This window comes from Winogradskyella sp. ECml5-4 (assembly GCF_036903175.1).
GTDB classification, from domain to species: domain Bacteria; phylum Bacteroidota; class Bacteroidia; order Flavobacteriales; family Flavobacteriaceae; genus Winogradskyella; species Winogradskyella damuponensis.
Map to the genome: position 1 here is coordinate 96,030 of NZ_JAYJLF010000010.1, position 22,980 is coordinate 119,009.

Here is a 22,980-nt window from a genome sequence, read left to right on the forward strand (position 1 = left end):
TATAGCCTCAACATTTTTGTTGAGGCTATTTTATTAAATGATTTTAACGCGCAGAAAACAACGTTTCTAAGGATGCAGATAAGGGGATTGTAGATTGTCTTAATCTAACTTAATGTTGTATTTGTCTTTTCTTAAATAGGATAATAAAAAAAGACCCAAACCTTTTACAGTTTGAGCCTCTTAACTAATTAATCAACCTAAAAAGTTGTGAGGTTATATGCCTCATTATTTTATTTATTGCATTGGTAAAAGCACCATGTCAATAACATGTACAACACCATTCATAGATTGGATGTCTACTAAACTAGTAACAATATTACTGACGCGGTTATTAGAGTCCGTTAAAGTAAATGCAGAATTATCAGCAGTAATTTCACCGCCTAATGTCATAACCGCTCCGTTTGGTAAACCGCTAGATTGTATGTTGTCACTAACGATATGATAGGTTAATACAGCGTCAACTGTTGCAGGATCTAAATCTGCAAGAGCAGTATTTCCTGAAGGATCTAATTCTACTAATAAATTAGAGAAAGCATCGTTAGTTGGTGCAAATACTGTAAATGGTCCAGCAGTAGCATCAGATACTGTAGCAATGTATGGTACTGTTGGTGTACCCGAATCAGCTAATTCTAATGCTGCCACTAAATTTGATAAAGCAGGATTAGTAGTCGCAAAGGTTGCGATTGTAGGTAAGCCAATGACTTCATCAACAATGTGTACAATTCCATTGCTTGCAACATTATCTGCATTTGTAACTGTTGAAGATCCATTCAACATCACTCCATTAGAAGTGGTAAAGTACAAACTTAAATTTGCCTCATTAGGTCCTGTTGCTGCAGTATTGGTATAACCAGATTCAGCATCAACTAAGTTTGTAGATGTTAGAGTGCTACCAATAATAACATGGTTTAATAAAATGTTTTTAACTAAGGCTTTTTCAGCTGTAGACAAGTTGTCTAGATCTAGACCAGTATCCGATAGTAATTGTGCAAATGCATCATTACTAGGGGCAAATACAGTAAAAGGACCTTCACCTTGTAAGGTTGTGACTAAGTCTGTTGCCTGCAATGCTGCAGCTAAAGACGTTAAATTGTTTTCTATGGCGATGTCAACCACTGTTGTTGGCGTTGGTGATGTCCTATTGTCATCATCATCACTACAAGCAGTAATACCTACAACTAATAGAAATACTGTAAGTAATTTGAAGTTTTTTGAAATAATTTTCATTGTTTTGAGTTTTATATTGTTCAACATTGCAAACTTATATCAGTTTGTTTAACAAAAATACGAAATGATTAAACAAAAAGTTTTTACGATTTTCACTTTAACACTATTTTTAACATCTGTCTATGCTCAAAATCCAGTGAATCAATTTGATAAAGACGGGCTACGACACGGTATTTGGACTAAAAACTATCATAACACAGATCAAAAACGTTATGAAGGGGTATTTAAGCATGGTAAAGAAATTGACTCATTTAAATACTATACGTTATCTGCAGGAAAAAGTGTTTTGAGTGCTATAAAAGTTTTTAATGAAAAAGACAGTATTGCAGATGTTACTTTTTTAGCTTCAACTAAAAAAGTGATTAGTGAAGGTAAAATGAATGGTAAACGATTTATTGGTACATGGACGTTTTACCATAAAAACTCTTCGGCCAAAATGATTGTTGAAAATTATAATGAAAACGGGTTACTAGAAGGTGAGCGCTTTGTTTATTTTAAAAATGGATTGGTAGCAGAAAGTGCCCATTATAAAAATGGCTTATTACATGGAGAGTCAAAATGGTTTTCAGAAAAGAATGTATTGTTAAGGCATACACATTATAAAGACGATCATTTAGAAGGTAAAACCATTAATTATGATGCTAATGGTAATATAACTTCAGAAGGTAATTATATTAAAAGCCAGAAAAAAGGCATTTGGAAATATTATAAAGATGGTAAGCTTACAAAAAAAATAGACCACACCACACAAGAAGTGTTATACAAGAAAGAATAGTTTAAAACTATATTATATATAGAATTTCAGAATGGCAATCTTAATAGGATTGCCTTTTTTATTTTGTAATTTTGCCGAAGTTTTTCGAACTAAAATAGTATCATTATTATTATGTTAGTGTTTTAGGTTGTCCTCTTAAAAGGACTGGAGGGATGTTTAAAAAAGCATCTAGTTATTAATTAAAAAGAGATACTTGCTTTTGCAGGTAATTAATATGAAAAGAGTCATTGTAGGACTTTCGGGAGGAGTAGATTCTAGTGTTGCAGCCTATCTTTTAAAAGCGCAAGGTTATGAGGTTATAGGTCTGTTTATGAAAAATTGGCATGATGATTCCGTAACCATTTCAGACGAATGTCCTTGGTTAGAAGATAGTAACGATGCCATGCTTGTGGCAGATAAATTAGGTATTCCTTTTCAAACGGTCGATTTAAGCGTGCAATACAAAGAACGTATTGTAGATTATATGTTTAATGAATATGAAAAAGGACGCACACCAAATCCTGATGTCCTTTGCAACCGTGAAATAAAGTTTGATGTCTTTATGGATATCGCTTTAGAATTAGGTGCAGATTACGTGGCAACGGGGCATTATTGTAGAAAAGGCACGATTGAAAAAGACGGAAAACAAATCCATCAGTTGTTAGCTGGAGCAGATGATAATAAAGACCAATCGTATTTTCTTTGTCAATTATCACAACAGCAATTGGCAAAAGCATTATTTCCTATTGGAGAATTACAAAAACCAGAAGTAAGAGCAATAGCCAAAGCTCAAGGTTTAATAACAGCCGAAAAGAAAGATTCTCAAGGTTTATGTTTTATAGGAAAAGTAAGATTGCCAGAGTTTTTGCAACAGCAACTAAAACCAAAAGAGGGGCATATTGTTGAGGTGGCAGATACGTTTGAAATGTATAGCCAAGTTTTACCGCAATTTGATTCTAAAGAGAATGAATTAGAATTCTTATCTAAAAAACCAACATATCATTTAACAGATGGAACAGTAGTTGGCAAGCATCAAGGAGCACATTATTTTACTAAAGGTCAACGAAAAGGTTTGGGTGTTGGAGGTACTGTAGAGCCTTTATTTGTAATTGATACTGACGTTAAAGAAAATATAATATATACAGGTCAAGGTAAACAACATCCTGGTTTATACAGAAATGTGTTGTTTGTTACCAATGAAGAACTGCATTGGGTTAGAGAAGATTTAGCTTTAAAGGACGGTGAAACAATGTCTGTAATGGCTAGAATTCGCTATAGACAAAATTTAGAAAAGGCCACCTTATATAAGGTTAATTCTGGTATGTATGTAGAGTTTGAAAATAAGCAGTCTGCAATTACCGAAGGTCAATTTGTTGCTTGGTATTTGGAAGATGAATTACTAGGTTCGGGAGTTATTTCCTAAATTACAGTTGATGTATTTAGGTGTTTATGATTGAACAATTTGTGTTTTTAACCATAAGATAGTTCACTAATAACTATATTTTTAAGTTCAATAATTAATGGTCCTATGAAAAAGATTTTTACACTTCTATGTTTAGTGGTTATCGCTAACAGTTTTGCGCAACAAGATGCATGGGTTTATTTCACAGATAAACCAAACGTTGCCGCTTCAATAGCAAACCCAATTAGTATACTCACTCAAAAAGCAATAGATAGAAAACAAAATCATAATGTGGCTATTGACGAACGTGATGTGCCCGTAAATGAAACTTATATTTCAGATATAAAAGCCCAAACAGGAATTACAGCCTTAGCAAAATCGAAATGGTTTAATGCGGTTCATGTTAGAGGAACAGAAGAAGCTATAAATGCTTTAAGTAGTCTAACGTTTGTAGAACGTATAGATTTTGCAGATCATAATTTGAATTCTGCATCACGAAGTTATACAAGCCTAAATAAGACCGAAATTGAAGAAGAAACAATTGCATTTACTTATGGAGATACTCAAAATCAAGTAGAAATGATTAATGTCGATAATCTTCATTTAGCGGATTTTACAGGAGAAGGTATAACTATTGCTGTTATGGATTCTGGCTTCCCCAATGCAAATACTATGGGCGCATTTCAGCGGTTACGAGATAACAATGATTTGTTAGATGGTTATGATTTTGTAGATAGAACCTCAGAAATATATGCATTTACAGGTAGTAATCACGGTACAAAAGTATTGAGTACTATGGCTGGTTTTATTCAAGATCAGTTTGTAGGAACAGCGCCAGATGCTTCTTATTATTTATTTAGAACAGAAGATTCTGGAAGTGAAAATCCTGTAGAAGAAAGTTATTGGGTAGAAGCAGCCGAGCGCGCAGATAGTTTAGGTGTAGATATGATTAATACATCTCTAGGGTATCGTATGTTTGACAATCCTAATTACAATTATACTCCCGCAGATATGAATGGGCAAGTCACCTTTATTGCTAAAGGAGCTGCTATTGCCGTAGAAAAAGGAATCTTAGTTGTGGTAAGTGCAGGTAACTCTGGCGCAACAGATTGGCAAACCGTTGGGTCTCCTGGCGACTCTCCAGCTGTGTTGTCTATTGGAGCTGTAGATGAAAATGGCGACTATGTAGCTTTTAGTTCACAAGGAGGAGCAGCACAAATAGGTTATCAAAAACCAGATGTAGTGGCTAGAGGTGGAGCTGCTTATGTTATAAATGAGTTTAATAGTATTATTCAAAATAATGGGACTTCTTTTAGTGGACCTATTCTTTGTGGAGGTATTGCGTCATTATGGCAAGCCATTCCAGATGCTTCACCTACAGAAATTATGGATTATGTTAGGCAATCTGCATCACAATTTAATACACCTGATGATTTTTTAGGCTATGGGATACCAGATTTAGATTTAGCCCTAAGTAATGCCTTATCTATAGATAAATCTCAAATTGAAAACTTTAGTTTTTATCCAAATCCAGTAGAAACAAGACTTAATATTAAAATACCTTCTACTGTAAATCAATTAGAAGTGTCAATTTATAATCAATTGGGTCAAGAGGTTTTGAATCAATGGATAACTAAAGATTTAAGTTTTGTCAATGTATCAGATTTAGCTTCAGGGATTTATTTCATTAAATTGGCTACAACAAATAATTCTAAAACAGTTAAGTTCATTAAAGGTCAAAGTCATAATTAATGTCAGTTTAAGTGATTTTGAGGTATGAGAAATTGTATCGAGAACTGTGTGGACTACAATTCCTGTGGTATAATAAAAATTAACCTCAATTTCAATCGTGAAATTCACTTGAATTACCGAAATTTATACACTATTATAACAGATATAATTTTAGAATATGGCAAATAGAATCACATCACTATTCAATATAAAATATCCAATTATTCAAGCGGGAATGATTTGGAATAGCGGCTGGAAATTAGCATCTGCAGCAAGTAATTCAGGAATCTTAGGTTTAATTGGCGCAGGTTCTATGTATCCAGATGTTTTACGAGAACACATACAAAAATGTAAAGCTGCAACAGATCAACCATTTGGTGTTAATGTACCAATGTTATATCCAAATGTTCAGGAAATTATGGATATTATTGTTGAAGAAGGTGTTAAAGTTGTCTTTACTTCTGCAGGAAATCCAAAGACTTGGACCAAATGGTTACAAGACAAAGGTATTACAGTGGTGCACGTGGTTAGTAGTGTGAAGTTTGCATTAAAAGCACAAGAAGCAGGAGTAGATGCCATTGTAGCCGAAGGTTTTGAAGCGGGAGGACACAATGGAAGAGATGAAACTACGACTTTGACGTTGATTCCAATGGTAAAAGAGCAACTTCAAATTCCGTTAATAGCAGCAGGAGGTATCGCCACAGGAAAAGCCATGTTAGCTTGTATGGTGCTAGGTGCTGATGGAGTACAAGTGGGTAGCCGATTTGTAGCGAGTGAAGAATCTTCAGCACACCAAGCATTTAAACAAGTTGTAGTTGATGCTAAAGAGGGAGACACGCAGCTTACTTTAAAAGAATTAGCTCCTGTGAGATTAATAAAGAATAAATTCTATAACGAGCTACAAGAACTTTATAAAACGAGCCCAACACCAGAGCAACTTAAAGAATTATTAGGTAGAGCTAGAGCCAAACGCGGTATGTTTGAAGGAGATTTAGAAGATGGAGAGCTTGAGATAGGCCAAATAGCAGGTTTAATTCATGATGTAAAACCTGTGGCAGCAATTGTTGATGATATGATAAGTGAGTTTGAGGAAGCCAAGAAAATGTTAAGTGCATTATAGTTTTTAAATTAAACACGCTTAAACAGCTATAGGTCTCATAATTAAAGTGGTTTAATATTATTAAAATTGTTGAATTTAACCTTGTTTTTTTTAAGTTGATAAATTATTGAACTACTACATTTTAAAACGCTTAATTACTTATTTTTTTTTAATAAAAAACCTAAATTTGTGCTTACTAATTTTAACTAGTAGCGTATGAATTTAACCACTGAAAACATCCTCTTAATAGGTTCTCTTTTACTTTTTATAAGTATTATAGTAGGAAAAACATCTTATAAATTTGGGGTACCAACATTAATACTTTTTTTAGCAATAGGGATGTTAGCCGGTTCAGACGGTATTGGTGGTATTCGTTTTGATGATCCTAAATTAGCACAGTTTATAGGTATTGTCTCTCTTAACTTTATATTGTTTTCTGGTGGTCTAGATACCAATTTTAAAGCCATAAAACCCATTCTTAAAGAAGGTTTGGTCTTGTCTACTCTAGGAGTATTTCTTACCGCAGCAACTCTTGGTGTCTTTGTTTGGTTTGTTACCGATTTTACTATTTATGAAAGTTTGTTGTTGGGATCTATTGTGTCTTCTACAGATGCAGCAGCTGTTTTTTCTATTTTGCGTTCCAAAAACTTAGCATTAAAAACAAATTTAAGACCAACATTAGAGTTAGAAAGTGGAAGTAATGATCCCATGGCTTATGTATTAACGTTGGCTTGTTTAAGTTTAGTTATTAATCAAGACCAGAGTGTTTTTACCATGGTTCTAATGTTTTTTCAGCAAATGATCTTAGGTGGTATTGCTGGTTTTGCCTTTGGTAAATTGAGTAAGATTATTATCAATAGAATTAAATTAGGTTTTGAAGGGCTTTATCCTGTTTTGGTAATTGCGCTAATGTTTATTACATTTTCTGCAACTGATTTTGTTGGAGGAAATGGATTTCTCGCCATTTATATATGTGCAGTGTATTTAGGAAACCAAGATTTAATCCATAAATCTACAATTCTTAAAATGTTTGATGGGATAGCATGGTTAATGCAAATTGTATTATTCCTTACCTTAGGCTTACTTGTTTTTCCGTCGCATATTATTCCTTATATGGGCATAGGATTGTTAATTTCAGTATTCTTAATTCTTGTTGCACGACCAGCTGCTGTATTTATAAGTCTCATCTTTTTTAAAATGAAAATGAGAAGACGGTTTTATATCTCGTGGGTGGGGTTACGTGGTGCCGTTCCTATAGTGTTTGCCACCTATCCGCTTTTGGCAGGCATTGATAAAGCCAATATGATATTTAATATTGTCTTCTTTATTTCTGTAACCTCTGTTTTAATTCAAGGAACAACCTTATCGCTTTTTGCAAAATGGCTAAATGTGGCGTTGCCAGAAGAAGTAAAACCTATTGCAGAGAACGATCGTTATATTCTTAACTTGCCTAAATCAGCAATGGAAGAAATCTTAATACCACCTAATAGTTTTGCGGTAGACAAACGAATTATAGATTTACATTTTCCTAAGTCTGCATTTATTGTAATGATTAAGCGTAATGATAAGTTTGTGCGTCCGGGAGGTTCTACAGTTATTGAAGCTAATGATACTCTAGTGCTTCTATTAGATAATGAAGATAGCTTAAGTGATGTAAAAGAAATACTTAATCAAGCTTTAATAGGTTAAGATTGGTATTTCACTTTAGCTTCGTAACTAATATTATTTAATTTTTATTTGCAGTTTTAAAATTTATCGTTATAATTAAATTAACTTCCAATCTATTATTTTATAACCTATCATATATCAAATATCACATCATGAAAAAAATAATAACTTTACTTATAGTGCTTTTTGGTTTTTACTCTTGCAATGATATTTTAGGTAAGGAAGAATATGAAAAAGTTAATTGGAACGCCAGAGAAGCCACTATAAAACCTTCAGATTCGTTAGAAGTGGGGAAATCATATTTGTCTGTTTATTCTCAAATCTATAGTTATTCACAGCACAAAACGTATAATCTTACAGCGATGATAAGTATAAGAAATACAAGTGCTAAAGACACTATTTATTTGTCTAAAGTCGACTATTATGATACACATGGCACCTTGTTAAAAACGTATATTGACAAACCTGCTTATTTAACTCCTATGGAAACCATAGATATTATTATCAACGAAGTAGATGATGCAGGTGGTACAGGTGGTAATTTTATTTTTGATTGGAAAACACCTAAAAATTGCCCTGAACCCATTTTTGAAGGAGTGATGACTTCTACGTCTGGTCAGCAAGGTTTATCTTTTTTAACACAAGCTAAAAGAATTGATTAATAACCTTTTATTTTGAGAATTATAAAGACCTGTTAAAATTTTAAAAGCCCCTTATCATTTACCAAATTATTCATTCTTAAAACTAAATGGAAGTATTACTTTTGCGCCATGGTTTTAAGCAACTACACTAAAGAATTTAGATACAATCTTAAACTTGCATCTCCTGTGATGTTGGGTATGCTTGGTCATACCTTTGTGAGCTTTATAGACAATATCATGGTAGGCCAATTAGGTGCAGCAGAATTAGCAGCAGTATCTTTAGGTAACAGCTTTATTTTTATTGCCATGTCTATAGGAATTGGTTTTTCCACAGCCATTACACCTTTAGTGGCAGAAGCTGATACTGAAGGAAATTTTGAAAAAGGAAAGTCAGTGTTTAAACATGGCCTTTTTCTTTGTACAGTTTTAGGATTGATTTTATTTGGCATCTTATTATTTGCTAAACCTTTGATGTATATTATGGATCAGCCAGAAGAAGTCGTGAATTTGGCTATTCCTTATTTAGACTTGGTGGCATTTTCTTTAGTGCCATTAATCATTTTTCAGGCATTTAAGCAATTTAGTGATGGTTTGTCGCTAACCAAATACCCTATGTATGCTACAATAGTTGCCAATTTACTAAACGTCGCTATTAATTATGTGTTGATTTTTGGAAAGTTTGGTTTTCCTGAAATGGGTATAGTTGGAGCCGCAGTTGGAACCTTAGTTTCTCGTTTTGTTATGGTAGCTTATTTATGGTGGTTACTAGCTAAACGCGAAAAATCGAAAGCGTATGTGACTAATCTAAAGTTCTTTCAATTAAGTAAACAGCCTATTAAAAAACTAAGCAATCTAGGACTGCCAAGTGCTATGCAAATGTTTTTTGAAGTTGGTATTTTTACGGCAGCTATATGGTTAAGTGGAACATTGGGGGCAAATGCTCAAGCAGCTAATCAAATTGCATTAAATTTATCCTCAATGACTTTTATGGTGGCAACAGGATTGAGCGTTGCTGCTATGGTTAGGGTAGGAAATCAAAAAGGATTAAAAGATTTTAAAGCTTTAAAACGTATAGCAGAATCTATATTCTTAGTCGGTTTTATTTTTGCGGTGATTTTTGCCTTACTCTTTGTGGCGTTTCATCAAATGCTTCCTGATTTGTATGTCGATTTAGATGATCCTGAAAATGCAGTAGATACAGCAGAAGTCGTAAAGATTGCAGCTACATTATTATTAACAGCAGCTGTTTTTCAGATAAGTGATAGTCTTCAAGTTATTGCACTTGGCGCTTTACGTGGTTTACAAGACGTAAAAATTCCAACCATAATTACTTTTATTTCGTATTGGGTTGTAGGTTTTCCTATTAGTTATTATTTAGGGAAAGCAGAAGCTTATGGAAGTCTTGGTATTTGGATTGGATTAATTGCAGGATTAACTGTAGCCGCTATTCTCTTGTTTATTAGATTTAATTTGCTGACTAAGAAACTTATAGTTAAATCATCTAACTAACGGGTGATTTTTATTGGTGTTTTGATATTTTAATATTAGTCGAGTAGCTCATTCAAAATCTATATATTTGTAACTTAAATTCGGAAAGCTTCGGGTTTTTAAATACACAATTCAAAAAAAATGGAACTACCAAAATTTATATTAGGAGACAATACAGATTATCCTAATGCCATATTTATTATACATACAGAATTTCCTCGTTTTATTATTAATCTTGAAAATGATGAGGTAGAATGGTTTGAAGAATTCGATCAGCACGATGAAAAAGAATTAGAAACGGAAACTGAGAACTACATTCAACAAGCAACAGATTTCTACGATAGAGAAATTGCGAGATACGACGAGTAATGCTAGACCAACTTATACAATACGATGAAGAACTTTTCTTGTTCCTTAATAATTTAGGGTCTGAGTCTTGGGATGGTTTATGGTTAGTTATAACCAATAAGCTAACTTTTATTCCGTTGTATGCTCTATTATTATATGTGATTTTTAAAAAATACGGCTGGAAAACATTGCTATTAATGGTCTTTGTTATTGCTGCTATGATCACATTTACCGATCAAATCACGAATCTTTTTAAGTATACTTTTCAGCGTCCAAGGCCTTGTAGAGCAGAAGGAGTGATGGACTTTACACGTTTTATAGCGCCTCGTTGTGGTTTATATGGCTTTTTCTCAGGACATGCCTCCAATTCTATGGCTGCTGCGATTTTCGCTGGTCTAATATTAAAACCTTATTTTAAGAATCTTATATATGTTTTAATACTTTGGAGTTTAGTTGTGGCTTATAGTCGCATTTATGTTGGAGTACATTATCCGTTAGATTTGTTATGTGGTTTAACTTTTGGAGCTTTATCTGGTTTTGGGTTTTATAAGTTGCACAATTATCTTATTAAAAGATATATGCGTTAATTCCGGCTTTGTAAGCTTATTTCTTCGTTTTGTAATCTAAGTTAAAACAAAAACCTTTTCTATTTTGCTCTAAAGTGAAAGTAAGTATTCAGCGGCAGCGAAAGGCGTTGTTTTTCCTGTTTCAACTAAAGCGATTTGCATTGGTAATTCAACTTTTATCTTAGCTGAATTATAAAACTTAGATTTTAAACGGTCTTCTATAGTTTGGAGTAACCAAAATTTATTTTGATTATTTCTGTTAGTTTCAAAATATTGGTTTTCTGAAGTCGTTTTGGTGTAATCTTCAATCATAGTCCAAACATCAGAGATGCCTTCACGTTTAAGAGCACTACATAAAGATACTTTTGGCGACCAATCCGAGGCTTTTGCAGGATATAAATGCAATGCTCTATTAAATTCTACTTTTGCAGATTTTGCGGCTTTTATGTTTTCTCCATCCGCTTTATTAATTACTATGGCATCTGCCATTTCTATAATACCGCGTTTAATACCTTGCAGCTCATCTCCAGCTCCTGCTAATTTTAATAATAAAAAGAAGTCTACCATACTGTGAACGGCTGTTTCACTTTGTCCTACACCAACGGTTTCAATTATAATAGTGTCAAAACCGGCAGCTTCACATAAAATTATAGTCTCACGTGTTTTCCTAGCTACACCACCTAAAGAATCACCAGAAGGTGAGGGTCTTATAAATGCATTTTGGTTTTTTACCAAATCTTCCATTCGGGTTTTGTCACCTAAAATACTACCTCTACTTAAGCTACTACTTGGGTCAACAGCTAAGACTGCAACTTTTTTATTTAAAGTCGTTAAATGAATTCCAAAAGCTTCAATAAAGGTGCTTTTGCCTACACCAGGCACTCCAGTAATACCTATTCTTATAGATTTATTGGCATAGGGTAAACATTTGGTAATTATTTCGTTTGCTTTTTTTGAATGTGTAGGATTTGTACTTTCAATTAAGGTAATAGCTCTACTTAAAGCTGTTATATTTCCTGAAGTAATACCCGAAACTAAATCTTTTACTGAAGGTTGTTTTTTACGATTTGCTTTTATGATTTTAGCAACGTTGGCACTTAAACTATCAGGAGATTCAACACCATCTTGTTCTTGTAAAGCAGATTGATATGTTTTATTGGTCTTAGCCACTTTTTTATTAATAAAGTTGTAAAAAGGTTAAGATTTTGTATTAGAACGCTCTTCTATGGGCACTTCAATTAAGGTATTGTCCCAAGCCATAGTTAATTTTAAGTTCCCTGTTTTATTATCAAAAGCGATGGTGAATTTTTCTACTGTTTCGTCTAATTGTTGTGTTGGAACTTCAATCTCTAAGGCATCGTAGTTAGGATCCCACATAGGCTCCATTTTTTCATTAACACCCCAATCATACTGTTTAGTGTTAAACATGACTTTCCATGATTGTTCCATAGGAACAGTCCAAATGGTATATTTTCCTTTTTTTAAAAGGATACCTTCTATTATCAAATCTTTGTTAGTCTCAAAAGTGGTAGCTTCGTTTGCCCCAGTTCTCCATACTTTTTCAAAAGGTACAAGTGCTCCAAAAACAATACGTTCACGTTTTGATGGTCTGTTGTATTCTACCTTTAAGTTTAAATCGTTAAGTGTAATTTCAGCAGAATCTTTCGGGCTTAAACGAGGTGAAAAAATATTTTCAACAAATGCAGAATATAATAGCAAGCCTAAAGCTAAAATGGATAAGAAAATAAGGAGGCGTTTTAACATAGTTGTTAATCTTAAATAATTCGGGTTAAAAATTTAGAATACAAACTTATGCATTCAAGATTTAAAGATAATTCAAATCCCTAACTTTATAGATGTCAAACGTTGAATTTTATGTAAATCTTATAAAATTGAATTTTTTATTGACGATTCTTGCAACACTTCAATTTTTGTGTCGTCTTTAATGTGTAACCAATCAAAAAACAGAACCAAAATCAGTACGTTTCAAATTCATATTGTTGAAAAATGCAAACAGAATGATAGACAAGCGCAGATGCAATTGTACAATCAATACTGTAACGGCATGCTTATCGTGGCACTTCGATTTGTAAAAGATACGATGGAAGCAGAAGATGTGGTACAAGAAGCGTTTATAAATGCATTTTCAAAATTAGAGCATTTTAAAGCTGAAGTTAGTTTTGGAGCTTGGCTAAAACGGATTGTTATTAATAAATGTATTGATGTTTTAAAGTCGAAAAAACAGCGCATAGTTGAATTAGAAGCGTATCATTTGAATGTTATTGAAGATAATAACGAAGATGATTGGACTGTTGAAGACGATATTACAGTTGAAGATGTAAAACGAGCGATAGAAATCTTGCCTGATAAATACAAGTTTGTGGTGTTATTGTATTTAATAGAGGGTTACGACCATAAAGAAATAGCTGAAATTTTGAATATTTCTGAAATCGCATCGCGGACACAGTTATCTAGAGGAAAACAAAAATTAAAGAACGCCTTAAAATTAAAAAAGAATGGGACAAGATCTTAGAAATTTATTTGAAGAAGACCAAAAAGATCAACATATAAAAATGTCTAAAGGTCATGAAGCACGTTTTCTTCAAAAATTAGAAAATGAATTTCCAAAGGAGCAAAAATCAGCCAGCAGATTAAAGATTTTAAATATCGCTGCAAGTGTTGTGTTGCTGTTAGGTTTAGGTTATGGTGGCTATAAGTATTTAAAGCTTCCTGTAGAATCGGTAGAACCAATAAAGGTTGTTAATACCGAAATGAAATCCTTAGGAGATGTTTCACCAGATTTAAAAAAAGTGGAAGATTATTATTTGGCCAGCATTAATTTAGAATTATCTAAAGTACAACTCACCCCAGAGAATAAGGAATTATTTGATGGTTATGTGGAACGGCTAAAAGAGTTAAATGATGAATACAAAACACTAACCATTGAGTTAAATACCAATGGCCCCAATGAAGCCACTTTAGATGCCTTAATTAATAATTTAAAATTTAGACTCAATTTAGTCATGCGACTAAAAGATAAATTACAAGAGTTTAATGACGATGCCTTTTCTGAAGAACGTGTTTAGAAAAACATTGTATTTAAAGTTGTATAAAATAAATAAATAAATAAATAAATAAATAAATAAATCAATCAAATCAAAAAACGAACAGAATTTACTCAGTTGTTCTGGGTATTTCTAAAAATCAAGAATTATGAACAACATTAGAATTTTAGTAATGTGCCTAATAACCACATTGGGTTTTGCACAAAAAAAGATGACTAAAACATCGCAATCGATCAAAGTGAACAAAGAGGTCGTTGTCGATTTAAATACTAGTTATGTAGAGATAGAAATAGATACATGGAACAAAGATGTGGTAGGCGTTGAGGCTTATATTGAAGGCGATAAATTATCTGATGCCGAATTAAAAGACGCTTTAGAAAACTGGAATTTAAAAGTAGAAGGCTCAAGTAACAGCGTGCTTATATCTTCAACAGGAGGAAGCAGTTCTGCATTATTTCCGCATTCAGAGTATTCTAATGCCTTAAAAGAATTAGAGTACCAATTAATCGAATTACCAGAAATGCCAGAAATGCCAATGATGCCAATGCTACCAGAACTAGTAGAAATGCCAATGGTACCAGAGATGCCCGACATGCCAGTGATGCCAAAGTTACCAACCTTACCAAAAGGAGTAACTACTATAGAATTTGATTATGACCGTTACCAAAAAGATGGTGAAAAGTACTTAGCAGAATGGAGTAAAAAGTATGAAAAGCAAGGTGGAAAAGAATTTCAGAAAAAAATGGAAGACTGGGCACGGAAGTTTGGGGAATCGGGTTACCAAGAAAAAATGAAAAAATGGGGAGAAGACTATGCCAAACGCTTTGAAGGTAAATGGGCGAAGGATATGGAGAAATGGGGAGAGAAATTTGGAGAAAAGTACGGTAAGGATATAGAGAAATGGGGTGAGGAATTTGGTGAAAAATTCGGAAAAGAATGGGAAGAAAAAATGGAAGTTTGGGGAGAGCGCTTGGAGAAACAAATGGAAAAACGGGCAGAAGCTATGGAGAAAAGAGGTGAGTCTTTAGAGAAAAGACAGGAAGCACTTGCCAAGCGACATGAACATCTAGCGGATAGAAGAACTTCTGTTTATATGAAGCGATTAGAATCGGGAAACAATAGTAAAATAAAAAAGGTGATTAAAATTAGAATCCCCAAGAAAGCCAAACTAAAGACTAATATTAGACATGGTGAATTAAAAATAACATCTGCAATACACAATATGAAAGGTGATATTTCACATTCATTTTTAGTAGCAGAATACATTGATGGAAGCGAGACTTCCATCAATGTATCCTATTCTCCGGTAATGGTGAATACTTGGAATTTGGGGACTTTAAATCTCAATTTTGTGGATAAAGCTCAGATTAAAACGGCTCAAAATTTAGTGCTAAATTCTAAATCGTCTAATGTAACGGTAGGTAATTTAATAGACACGGCTATTATTGATGGGAGTTTTGGCGATTTAACAATTTCCAATTTAAGTGCCACTTTTAAAAATCTCAATTTGGTTTTAGAAAATAGCGATGCGCTTATTAATTTACCAAAAGATATAGATTATACCCTTTATTTTAAAGGCAACCGTTCTAGGTACAATAATAAAGTAACAACACAAAAAACACTTCGCAATTATCCAGATGGACAAAGTTCTAACCGAAATATTATGGTGAATGCCAAATTTAGTAATGTGATTATTAATTAATACATTGGCTTTGCTCAGCAACCAATACTGAATCTAACATTTTTAGAATCTGTTTACTCTTCCTGTTTTCCATAAGATAGATTTCCTATTTTTATGGAAATTTTGTTTTTATGCTATTTTCTTCTTTTGAAAGTTTCTTACAGTCCCTTGACGTCCATCCTTTAGTGGATCCTTCAATACCAAAAGCATTATATATGCCTTTAGATTTATCCGTTGATAATTCAGAATTAAAGGCTGTTAATGTTTCTAATTCTAAGGATTTAGAAAAATTCATCTGGAATCATATAAACACCAACAATGCCAAAATCGCTTATGGAGGTTACCTAGAAAAACGAGCGATTTACCAACGTAGTAACTATTTTAATCAAACAAATTCTGACACGGAACGTAACATTCATTTAGGATTGGATCTTTGGATAGAAGCCGAAACTCCAATTTTTGCGCCTTTATCAGGAACCATTCATAGTTTTAAAAACAATACCAATTATGGTGATTACGGACCAACTATTGTTTTGAAACATCACATTGAAGAATTTGAATTTTATACACTCTATGGTCATCTTAGTTTAGAATCTATTGAGGATTTAGACGTTGGAGTAGAAGTAACCCAAGGAGACCCAATCGCAACACTTGGAACGGCAGAGATCAATGGTGATTATCCTCCGCATTTACATTTTCAAATTATAAAGGATATCCAAGAATGTAAAGGAGATTATCCTGGAGTGAGTAGTTTGTTAGATTTAGAATTTTATAAAGAGAATTGTCCTGATCCTAATTTACTATTGAAGCTATATTAAGCTTTCTTTTCAGAAGTTTTATACATCCATTCCACAATAAAGCATAAAGCAATTATTGCCCCAGAAACGAGCACACCTGTAAGGTTAGATTTGTACTGTTGATTAATTAATGTCACCAAAGCTAATACGCAAAGCGTACAACCCACTAACGGAATTATTTTATTACTACTCGTGTCTTTAGCGGTTTTAAAACCCACAAAATTAACGATGCCAAAAATGAGTATAAACCCAACACTTCCGGCAGTAGATATACTTTCTAAATCTAAAATATTCACTAAAATTAATGTAGCAATCGCTGTGACAAGTAAACCAATGGGTTGATTCCATAGTTTAGATGTAAAGTGATGTGGTAATTCATCATCTTCTGCAATTTCAAAATTAACACGACTACCTCCATATAAGGAGGCATTAATGGCCGAAAATGTAGAGATGAGCGCTGCAATGGTAATGATAGTAAATCCAATTTTTCCTAACATGGGTTTTGCCGCTTCTGCTAAAACATAATCTTCGGCTTTTGCTATTTTATCAAAAGGAAGTGAGCCTACAGTTACAATGGCAATGATTATATATAGAATTATTACAAAAATTACGGAGTAATAATACGCACGTGGAATATTTTTTTTAGGATTTACAATATCTGGAGCTGCGTTGGCAATTAATTCAAAACCTTCATAAGCCACAAAAATCACCATACCTGCTGCAAATAATTGTACAGGTGTTTCCCAATTAGAAATTGCCAATTGTGACATATTGGGATTCCCAATAAGACCATAAGCACCAATTCCAATAAAACCAATTAAAATAATCAGTTTTATAATCACCGCGTAAGATTCTATTTTTCCAACAACAGCAATACTGTAATAGTTTATGGCAGTGGCGAGGATGATAATGGCACTTGCGTAAATATGAAAGTCGACAGTTTTGTTTGATGTTAGCTCTAACAAATTAGGAGCATACGATCCAAAAGCAGAAGCGTACAACGAGAGCATAATGATATAACTTACCCAAAGTAAATTATTAATGGCTCCACTAAAAATTGAAACACCAAAGCCTTGATTGATAAATTTAACAGTGCCGCCTCTGTCAGGATATTTTAGGGATAGTTTTACATAACTATACGATGTAATTAATGCCAATAGACCTGCAAATAAAAAAGCGATTGGAGTTCCTCCATGTGCTATGGAAACGGCTAAACCAAGTACAGCGAAGATACCTCCACCAACCATGCCTCCAATACCAATTGAAATTGCATCCCTTAAACTTATTTTGCCTGCCACTTAATAACTTAGTTTATGCGTTTATCCTTATTGATTTATAGTGCTATGATTGAGCATTATAATAATTATTACAATCCGTCAATAACAAAATTGCTTAACTAAGTTTTCTGTATTTGTTTTTGAGCCAGCGTTTTCCCGATTAAGAAGCCAGCTATAGCTAGCAATCCATCAGAAAGTGAAAACCATAATTCTTTTGGTAGCATAATAATATTGAAGATGGTTGCTGCTAGCATAAGTATACCTACAATATAAGAAGGGATCATGCTTTGTTTAGAAATTTTAGCAGCAACAAACATACCAGCTATAATACCTGCAAAATGACCAATAACAACAAATATCTTAGAACCCATAGGGATTTTATCCATATTGTTTGTTATCCATTCCATATCCATAGGGTTTGCACCTTCTGGTAATGGAAATAAATTATGTCCTATAAATGATTCAAAAATGTAAACAGTTAGAGATGCGACAATAAACCCAATTATGGTTGCTAAAACGTTTTTCATAAACCGACTTGATTAGTTAGAGGGTTTAAGGTAATAAAAAATGTTAAAAACCAATTTGATTTTACGTTTTTAGTTGTGTTATGCTATTTTTTACACACCACATAAAGAATACCTTTACGTTTACCTGTATTGTTTGAAAACTGATTGGCATTTTTAACTTCTTCAATAGAAAAACCTATGTCTTCTAGTAACGACGTTATTTCTGCGCGTTTTACCCAATAGGTTTTGGGTTGGTTTTTATGAAACAGTTTCCAATTAATGTCATTATTTATTTTTAGCCAAGGAAGATGACGACTAGACTGTTCTTCGTTTCGCAGTTTTCTTAATACATTTACGAAAGAACTTAAAGCAGGATTATATATTTTAGATTCATAATCTAAAAACGAAAACATAGCAATAGCATCCTTTTTAGCAACACGATAAGCTTCCTTTAGTGCATTAGTAAACAAATCTTTTTTATCTATAAAGCACAGTACTTGTTGCAGATACACTAAATAGTCAAAGGAATTACTTTCATAATTTTCTAAAACAGCAGCATCAGAGATACTAAAATTAATATTAGAGTCATTGGTGCTCGCTCGTTTTTTGGCGTGCGCTATCATATTAGGTACCACATCAAATGCAGAAATATTATTAAATCCTTTTTCTTCAATATAAAAAGAAAGTCTTCCGCCTCCTGTTCCGGCTTCTAATACATGTTTAGAAGTGTCAGTGATGTATTTTTTTAATAAATAATCTTCAGATTTATTCAGATTTTGTTGGTTGGCCCATAATTCAAATACTTCATTTGAATAGCGCTCAGCGTTTAAGTTTTGTACGTTGGCTGTCATTTGTTTTCCCCATTTTTATTATTGACATATGTCAATTAGTTGATTTATAGCTTTTTAAAAATAGGAAATATTAAACATTAAAAAAATTTAGTTTTTTTTAAGTTATTAACAATCAGTGTTTGAGGTGGGTTTTTGATGTGTTCAACCTTGTTTTTTGCATTTAATCTTAATTAACGAAGGTTAAACGCAAAAGAACTAACGTTTTGTAAATCTATGTATTAAGTTTTTTTATGAAATAAGCATACTTATAGAGCGCATTAAAATAGACAAGATGGTTTTATCTCAGTAATGGAGACTAGTATTATTAGCCATAATTTCTGCTATTTTAGAAGGAAACAATTTTTTAAAGCGTTTAGGGAAATCATCTTTTAAATGCATTGTTTCATTTGTAAAAGGATGATTAAAACTTAAAGAATAAGCGTGTAAGTACAAGCCTTTGCCTTTCAAAATTAAATCTGCAATACCATAGTCTTTATCTCCAAGTATGGGATGGTTAATGCTATAAAGGTGTTTGCGCAACTGATGTCGTTTGCCTGTCAATGGTTTTAGACTTACTAGATTTAGTGTACCAAATCTTTTAGACGCTACAGATTCTAAGACTTTATAATGAGACTGTGACGGTTTATCATCAATGTTAGATGTAATTGTACCTTCTGCTTCCATATCTCCAATAGTCACAGCATAGTAGGTTTTATGAATGGTTTTAGCTTCAAAAATTTGGTTTAAAGCTCTAATGCTTGAGCTTGTTTTTCCCACTAATAAAATTCCCGTAGTTGCAAAATCTAAGCGATGCACAGGCTGAGGTCTTGCAGCATCATAACGTGTACTTCGCTTTATGTTCTGGGCTAAGGCATTAGACATGGTTTTAAACGTATTACCACTCACCAAAATACCAGCAGGTTTGTGTAGTGCTGCTAAATAATCATCTTCAAACAACACTGTGAGCGGAAAAATGAGTGTGTGAGTTGGGTTTATATCTTTCGGAATAGAAATGGTGATGTGTTCACCTCCATTTATGAGAGTTGCCGAAGTCGCTATGTGCTCATTAACCGTTATGTGGTTTTTCTTAAGTACTTTCTTTAATGCTGACTTCGTTAATGCAGACTTAAAAAGACCAACACTATATTCTTGTAATCGAATTGGGTGTGGTAAACTAGGCGCAATATGTGTTTCGGTTAGGTTGATAGTGTCTTTAATTTCACGTTTAATTGATGCCATTTGGTGCTAAATAATTACCATCATAACGTCCAGTAATTACTTGTCCATCGGTTCTAGTAAAAGTAAAGGTGAAAACAATATTGTATGCTGTAAAATTAGTAACGGTAACAGAGCCAGATTGTGCATAGACATCAGAATCTGGATCATTGTTAGACAGAAGTATGGTTTCAGGATTAAATTCGCTATCTACAATAGATCCATTAATTGAAATGGCATAATTTTCAATGTTATTATAAGTGGTATTCTGTATGCTTTCAGTACCTAAGTTAAAATACACATAGGCAATATCGTCTAGATCTACATTGCTAGTGATTTGCGAACTCGTTTTGTTAAACAAACGAATTCCAAGGCTGTTAGCATTATTGTCGTTGTTAATTATGGCAGAAGTTAAAGGGTAGCTTATATTACTATATATAAATTCATTTGTGTCTTCTGGTGCAATGCTGGCATTTTCTTCAGGAGAACAGGCGCTAATAGTAATAGCAAGTAATAGTGTGATAAGGTAAGGTAGTCTGGGTTTCATAATTATTTTATTTTCAAATTCATAAGTAGGTATTAGAAGTAAATATATAATAAAAAAATGATGTGTTATATTGAGCGTGTTTTTACATCAGAAGTTTTCTGATAGATTTTGATAAAAAAACAATTACAAATAATAGGCTTTCATCGTTTATTGATCATATAGTCTACTTCTCATTGATAATAAACTTTTAATGGCTATGTAATGTATTGTAAGACGGTTTTATTAGCCACCTAATTCAGCCATCTTTTTTCCAACGTGTGTCATGACGTCATTAAATTCTTTGGAAGGGCTGAACTCAATTAGCTTTACATCTTCTTGAACTATTGCTGTGTGTCCGTTTGGTAGATAATAAACATCACCATCAGAAAGTATTTCTTCTTTTCCGTCGTCATATTTTACAAGTAGTTTTCCGCTCAACACATAACCCCAATGCGGACAGTGGCAACTATTATTATCTAATCCATTAAGTAAGGGGGTGAAATCCGTTCCTTTAGGTAATTCGTTAAAACATACAGTCATTCCTCCAAAGTTATCTTGGGTTCGCATTACAGTTCCTGGGCCTTCCATTGCAATTGGAATACTTTTTTTGTTGATTTTCATATCTAATGGTTTTAATGGTTTCTCAATCTTACGTTTAATTTGGTGCTGATATCTGTGTTTATCTGTTTGGTTATTAGCGTGTTGTAGGTCTGTAAGTTAGTGAATAAAAACCAAATATAAAATTCACGAGGATTTTGGTAAGTAGGTAGGTAACGCTATATGATGTGTGTTGTTATTAAAGATCTATTAAGAGTTTTGGTGATGTTTAGGTCTAATTTGCTCCTGTTGTAACCTGATAGAATGGTGCTATAAGTTTGTTATAAGCATGCTATAACCACGCTATAACCCTTACTTTGCATTCTTTGTTTTTAGAATGCAGTAGGATCTCGTTAATAATAAAAATATCTGAATTTATAGCGCTAATCTATTGTATAGGGAAGGGGTTTTATGACGTTTAAAGGTCTGTGTATGGTGTATTTTGATTGTTTGTTGTGCTGCGTTTATTGTGAGGTTAAGTGTTTAAATTTGGTACATGTAAATTAAGTAAGACTAGTGTCGCATACAGGAAAAGCCAAATCTGTTAACGCTTTTGTATGTGTTTATATTTTTATTTTGCATAAGCACCCGAAGAATAAGTTAGCTCATAACTATGTGTATAGATTTCAAATACAATTCCAAAGGGATCTTCAACATAGCACATTTTGAAAGGTTTATCATTAGGATAATATGATCTAATTGGCATTCTTTGCTTTCCGCCGTAAGCCAAAATTTTCTCAATAAGATCTTCGATGTTTGGGTCTTGTATACAAAAATGAAACAATCCTGTGTTAAACGGATTAAATTCTGGCGCCTCTTTAATTCCATTTGGGAAAGAGAATAATTCTATTCCAATACCGTCAGAAGTGGCTAAATGCGCAATTTCAAATTCTGTCCAATCGTTTCCGAAAACATCAATACACATTTGACCAATAGCCGTTTCCTTTTCTTTTTTAACGGTTGATGGTTCCATAATTATGTACCAACCCATTACTTCAGAATAGAATGTTACGGCTTCTTTTATGTTTGGAACTGTTATTCCGATATGCGAAAATGATTTAGGATAATTTTTATTAGTAGTCATCAGTTATATTTTAGAATGTAAAATTAATCTATATTTGTATAATTGGCAATAACTTACCAAAAAGTGGTATAGTTACTTGAACGAGTAAAATAATGACAATCAAAAGTATAAGATATCAATTTTGAATAAAGATAATAGTTGTCCATTGAATTATACAATGAATTTAATAGGAACAAAATGGAAACCTTTAGTTTTATTTCATTTATTAGAAGGTGGTTTACGGTCTGGAGTGTTACAAAAGAAAATTCCAGGAATTTCAAATAAAATGTTTACACAAACAGTTAGAGATTTAGAAAAAGATGGTCTTATTTCTAGAAAAGTTTATCCTGTAGTTCCGCCTAAAGTGGAATACAGATTAAGTGCTAGGGGAAAATCGTTAGAGCATATTTTAAGAAGCTTAGATCAATGGGGTTTGGAAGATTGCCAGAGATAATTAAATCTACTTGGTTCTAAAAAAAAATCCTGATGGGTTGCATCA

At 33.1% G+C, this 22,980-nt stretch carries 24 protein-coding genes; 14 read left to right on the plus strand and 10 right to left on the minus strand.

Annotated elements, in window-relative coordinates; translation table 11 throughout:
* Window positions 1-234: 234 nt before the first annotated feature.
* Window positions 235-1,227 (minus strand): fasciclin domain-containing protein, encoded by a 993-nt coding sequence (locus tag VDP25_RS11965; protein ID WP_334470047.1) that lies wholly within the window; start codon window positions 1,225-1,227, stop codon window positions 235-237.
* 64 nt (window positions 1,228-1,291) lie between these two features.
* On the opposite strand from VDP25_RS11965, the gene VDP25_RS11970 reads away from it, so the two are divergent.
* From VDP25_RS11970 to VDP25_RS12010, 9 genes are all read left to right on the plus strand, one after another.
* On the plus strand, window positions 1,292-2,002 hold the full coding sequence (locus tag VDP25_RS11970; protein ID WP_334470049.1) for a toxin-antitoxin system YwqK family antitoxin: 711 nt from the start codon (window positions 1,292-1,294) through the stop codon (window positions 2,000-2,002).
* A gap of 214 nt (window positions 2,003-2,216) precedes the next feature.
* A complete protein-coding gene (mnmA, locus tag VDP25_RS11975) occupies window positions 2,217-3,404 on the plus strand; it encodes a tRNA 2-thiouridine(34) synthase MnmA (RefSeq protein ID WP_334470051.1) in 1,188 nt (395 codons plus the stop codon).
* A gap of 105 nt (window positions 3,405-3,509) precedes the next feature.
* A complete protein-coding gene (locus VDP25_RS11980; protein WP_334470053.1) occupies window positions 3,510-5,135 on the plus strand; it encodes a S8 family serine peptidase in 1,626 nt (541 codons plus the stop codon).
* A gap of 157 nt (window positions 5,136-5,292) precedes the next feature.
* A complete protein-coding gene (locus VDP25_RS11985; RefSeq protein WP_334470055.1) occupies window positions 5,293-6,234 on the plus strand; it encodes an NAD(P)H-dependent flavin oxidoreductase in 942 nt (313 codons plus the stop codon).
* A 195-nt stretch (window positions 6,235-6,429) separates the two neighbouring features.
* Window positions 6,430-7,902 (plus strand): potassium/proton antiporter, encoded by a 1,473-nt coding sequence (locus VDP25_RS11990; RefSeq protein ID WP_334470056.1) that lies wholly within the window; start codon window positions 6,430-6,432, stop codon window positions 7,900-7,902.
* A 131-nt stretch (window positions 7,903-8,033) separates the two neighbouring features.
* Entirely contained in the window at window positions 8,034-8,543 is a 510-nt protein-coding gene (locus VDP25_RS11995; protein WP_334470057.1) for a DUF3124 domain-containing protein, read from the plus strand.
* Between the two features lie 108 nt (window positions 8,544-8,651).
* Complete coding sequence (locus tag VDP25_RS12000; protein WP_334470059.1) at window positions 8,652-10,031, plus strand: MATE family efflux transporter; 1,380 nt, start codon at window positions 8,652-8,654, stop codon at window positions 10,029-10,031.
* Between the two features lie 120 nt (window positions 10,032-10,151).
* On the plus strand, window positions 10,152-10,379 hold the full coding sequence (locus VDP25_RS12005) for a hypothetical protein (protein ID WP_215924224.1): 228 nt from the start codon (window positions 10,152-10,154) through the stop codon (window positions 10,377-10,379).
* Window positions 10,379-10,945: a phosphatase PAP2 family protein gene (locus tag VDP25_RS12010; RefSeq protein WP_334470062.1), complete on the plus strand. Its 567-nt coding sequence runs from the start codon at window positions 10,379-10,381 to the stop codon at window positions 10,943-10,945. Before VDP25_RS12005 ends, VDP25_RS12010 begins: the two co-directional genes overlap by 1 nt.
* Before the next feature lie 69 nt (window positions 10,946-11,014).
* Here the strand turns inward: VDP25_RS12010 and meaB are convergent, their stop codons facing one another.
* Together meaB and VDP25_RS12020 are read right to left on the minus strand one after the other, a co-directional pair.
* Window positions 11,015-12,094, minus strand: a complete 1,080-nt coding sequence (gene meaB / locus VDP25_RS12015; protein WP_334470064.1) for a methylmalonyl Co-A mutase-associated GTPase MeaB — start codon at window positions 12,092-12,094, stop codon at window positions 11,015-11,017.
* A gap of 27 nt (window positions 12,095-12,121) precedes the next feature.
* On the minus strand, window positions 12,122-12,688 hold the full coding sequence (locus tag VDP25_RS12020; protein ID WP_334470066.1) for a DUF2911 domain-containing protein: 567 nt from the start codon (window positions 12,686-12,688) through the stop codon (window positions 12,122-12,124).
* A 181-nt stretch (window positions 12,689-12,869) separates the two neighbouring features.
* Between VDP25_RS12020 and VDP25_RS12025 the strand changes: the two genes are divergently transcribed.
* The 4 genes from VDP25_RS12025 to VDP25_RS12040 all read left to right on the plus strand — a co-directional run bounded on the left by VDP25_RS12025 (window position 12,870) and on the right by VDP25_RS12040 (window position 16,488).
* Window positions 12,870-13,457, plus strand: a complete 588-nt coding sequence (locus VDP25_RS12025) for an RNA polymerase sigma factor (RefSeq protein ID WP_334470068.1) — start codon at window positions 12,870-12,872, stop codon at window positions 13,455-13,457.
* Complete coding sequence (locus tag VDP25_RS12030) at window positions 13,441-14,010, plus strand: hypothetical protein (protein WP_334470070.1); 570 nt, start codon at window positions 13,441-13,443, stop codon at window positions 14,008-14,010. Before VDP25_RS12025 ends, VDP25_RS12030 begins: the two co-directional genes overlap by 17 nt.
* Window positions 14,011-14,137: 127 nt before the next feature.
* Window positions 14,138-15,691, plus strand: a complete 1,554-nt coding sequence (locus VDP25_RS12035) for a hypothetical protein (protein ID WP_334470072.1) — start codon at window positions 14,138-14,140, stop codon at window positions 15,689-15,691.
* A 110-nt stretch (window positions 15,692-15,801) separates the two neighbouring features.
* Entirely contained in the window at window positions 15,802-16,488 is a 687-nt protein-coding gene (locus VDP25_RS12040) for a peptidoglycan DD-metalloendopeptidase family protein (protein WP_334470074.1), read from the plus strand.
* Here the strand turns inward: VDP25_RS12040 and VDP25_RS12045 are convergent.
* From VDP25_RS12045 to VDP25_RS12075, 7 genes are all read right to left on the minus strand, one after another.
* Window positions 16,485-17,765, minus strand: coding sequence for an APC family permease (locus tag VDP25_RS12045; protein WP_334470076.1), 1,281 nt, complete (start codon window positions 17,763-17,765; stop codon window positions 16,485-16,487). The genes VDP25_RS12040 and VDP25_RS12045 overlap by 4 nt on opposite strands.
* A gap of 98 nt (window positions 17,766-17,863) precedes the next feature.
* Window positions 17,864-18,271, minus strand: coding sequence for a hypothetical protein (locus VDP25_RS12050; protein WP_115817482.1), 408 nt, complete (start codon window positions 18,269-18,271; stop codon window positions 17,864-17,866).
* 83 nt (window positions 18,272-18,354) lie between these two features.
* On the minus strand, window positions 18,355-19,101 hold the full coding sequence (locus VDP25_RS12055) for a class I SAM-dependent methyltransferase (RefSeq protein ID WP_334470083.1): 747 nt from the start codon (window positions 19,099-19,101) through the stop codon (window positions 18,355-18,357).
* A 282-nt stretch (window positions 19,102-19,383) separates the two neighbouring features.
* Window positions 19,384-20,319, minus strand: coding sequence for an RluA family pseudouridine synthase (locus VDP25_RS12060; protein WP_334470085.1), 936 nt, complete (start codon window positions 20,317-20,319; stop codon window positions 19,384-19,386).
* Entirely contained in the window at window positions 20,306-20,842 is a 537-nt protein-coding gene (locus tag VDP25_RS12065) for a hypothetical protein (RefSeq protein ID WP_334470087.1), read from the minus strand. The genes VDP25_RS12060 and VDP25_RS12065 overlap by 14 nt, the downstream gene beginning before the upstream one ends.
* Before the next feature lie 222 nt (window positions 20,843-21,064).
* A complete protein-coding gene (locus VDP25_RS12070) occupies window positions 21,065-21,442 on the minus strand; it encodes a hypothetical protein (RefSeq protein WP_334470089.1) in 378 nt (125 codons plus the stop codon).
* Window positions 21,443-21,989: 547 nt separating this feature from the next.
* The gene (locus tag VDP25_RS12075; RefSeq protein ID WP_334470091.1) at window positions 21,990-22,502 is read right to left on the minus strand and encodes a VOC family protein; all 513 of its coding nucleotides are present in this window, start codon (window positions 22,500-22,502) and stop codon (window positions 21,990-21,992) included.
* A gap of 157 nt (window positions 22,503-22,659) precedes the next feature.
* On the opposite strand from VDP25_RS12075, the gene VDP25_RS12080 reads away from it, so the two are divergent.
* Window positions 22,660-22,935 (plus strand): winged helix-turn-helix transcriptional regulator, encoded by a 276-nt coding sequence (locus tag VDP25_RS12080; RefSeq protein WP_334470093.1) that lies wholly within the window; start codon window positions 22,660-22,662, stop codon window positions 22,933-22,935.
* Window positions 22,936-22,980 lie beyond the last annotated feature (45 nt).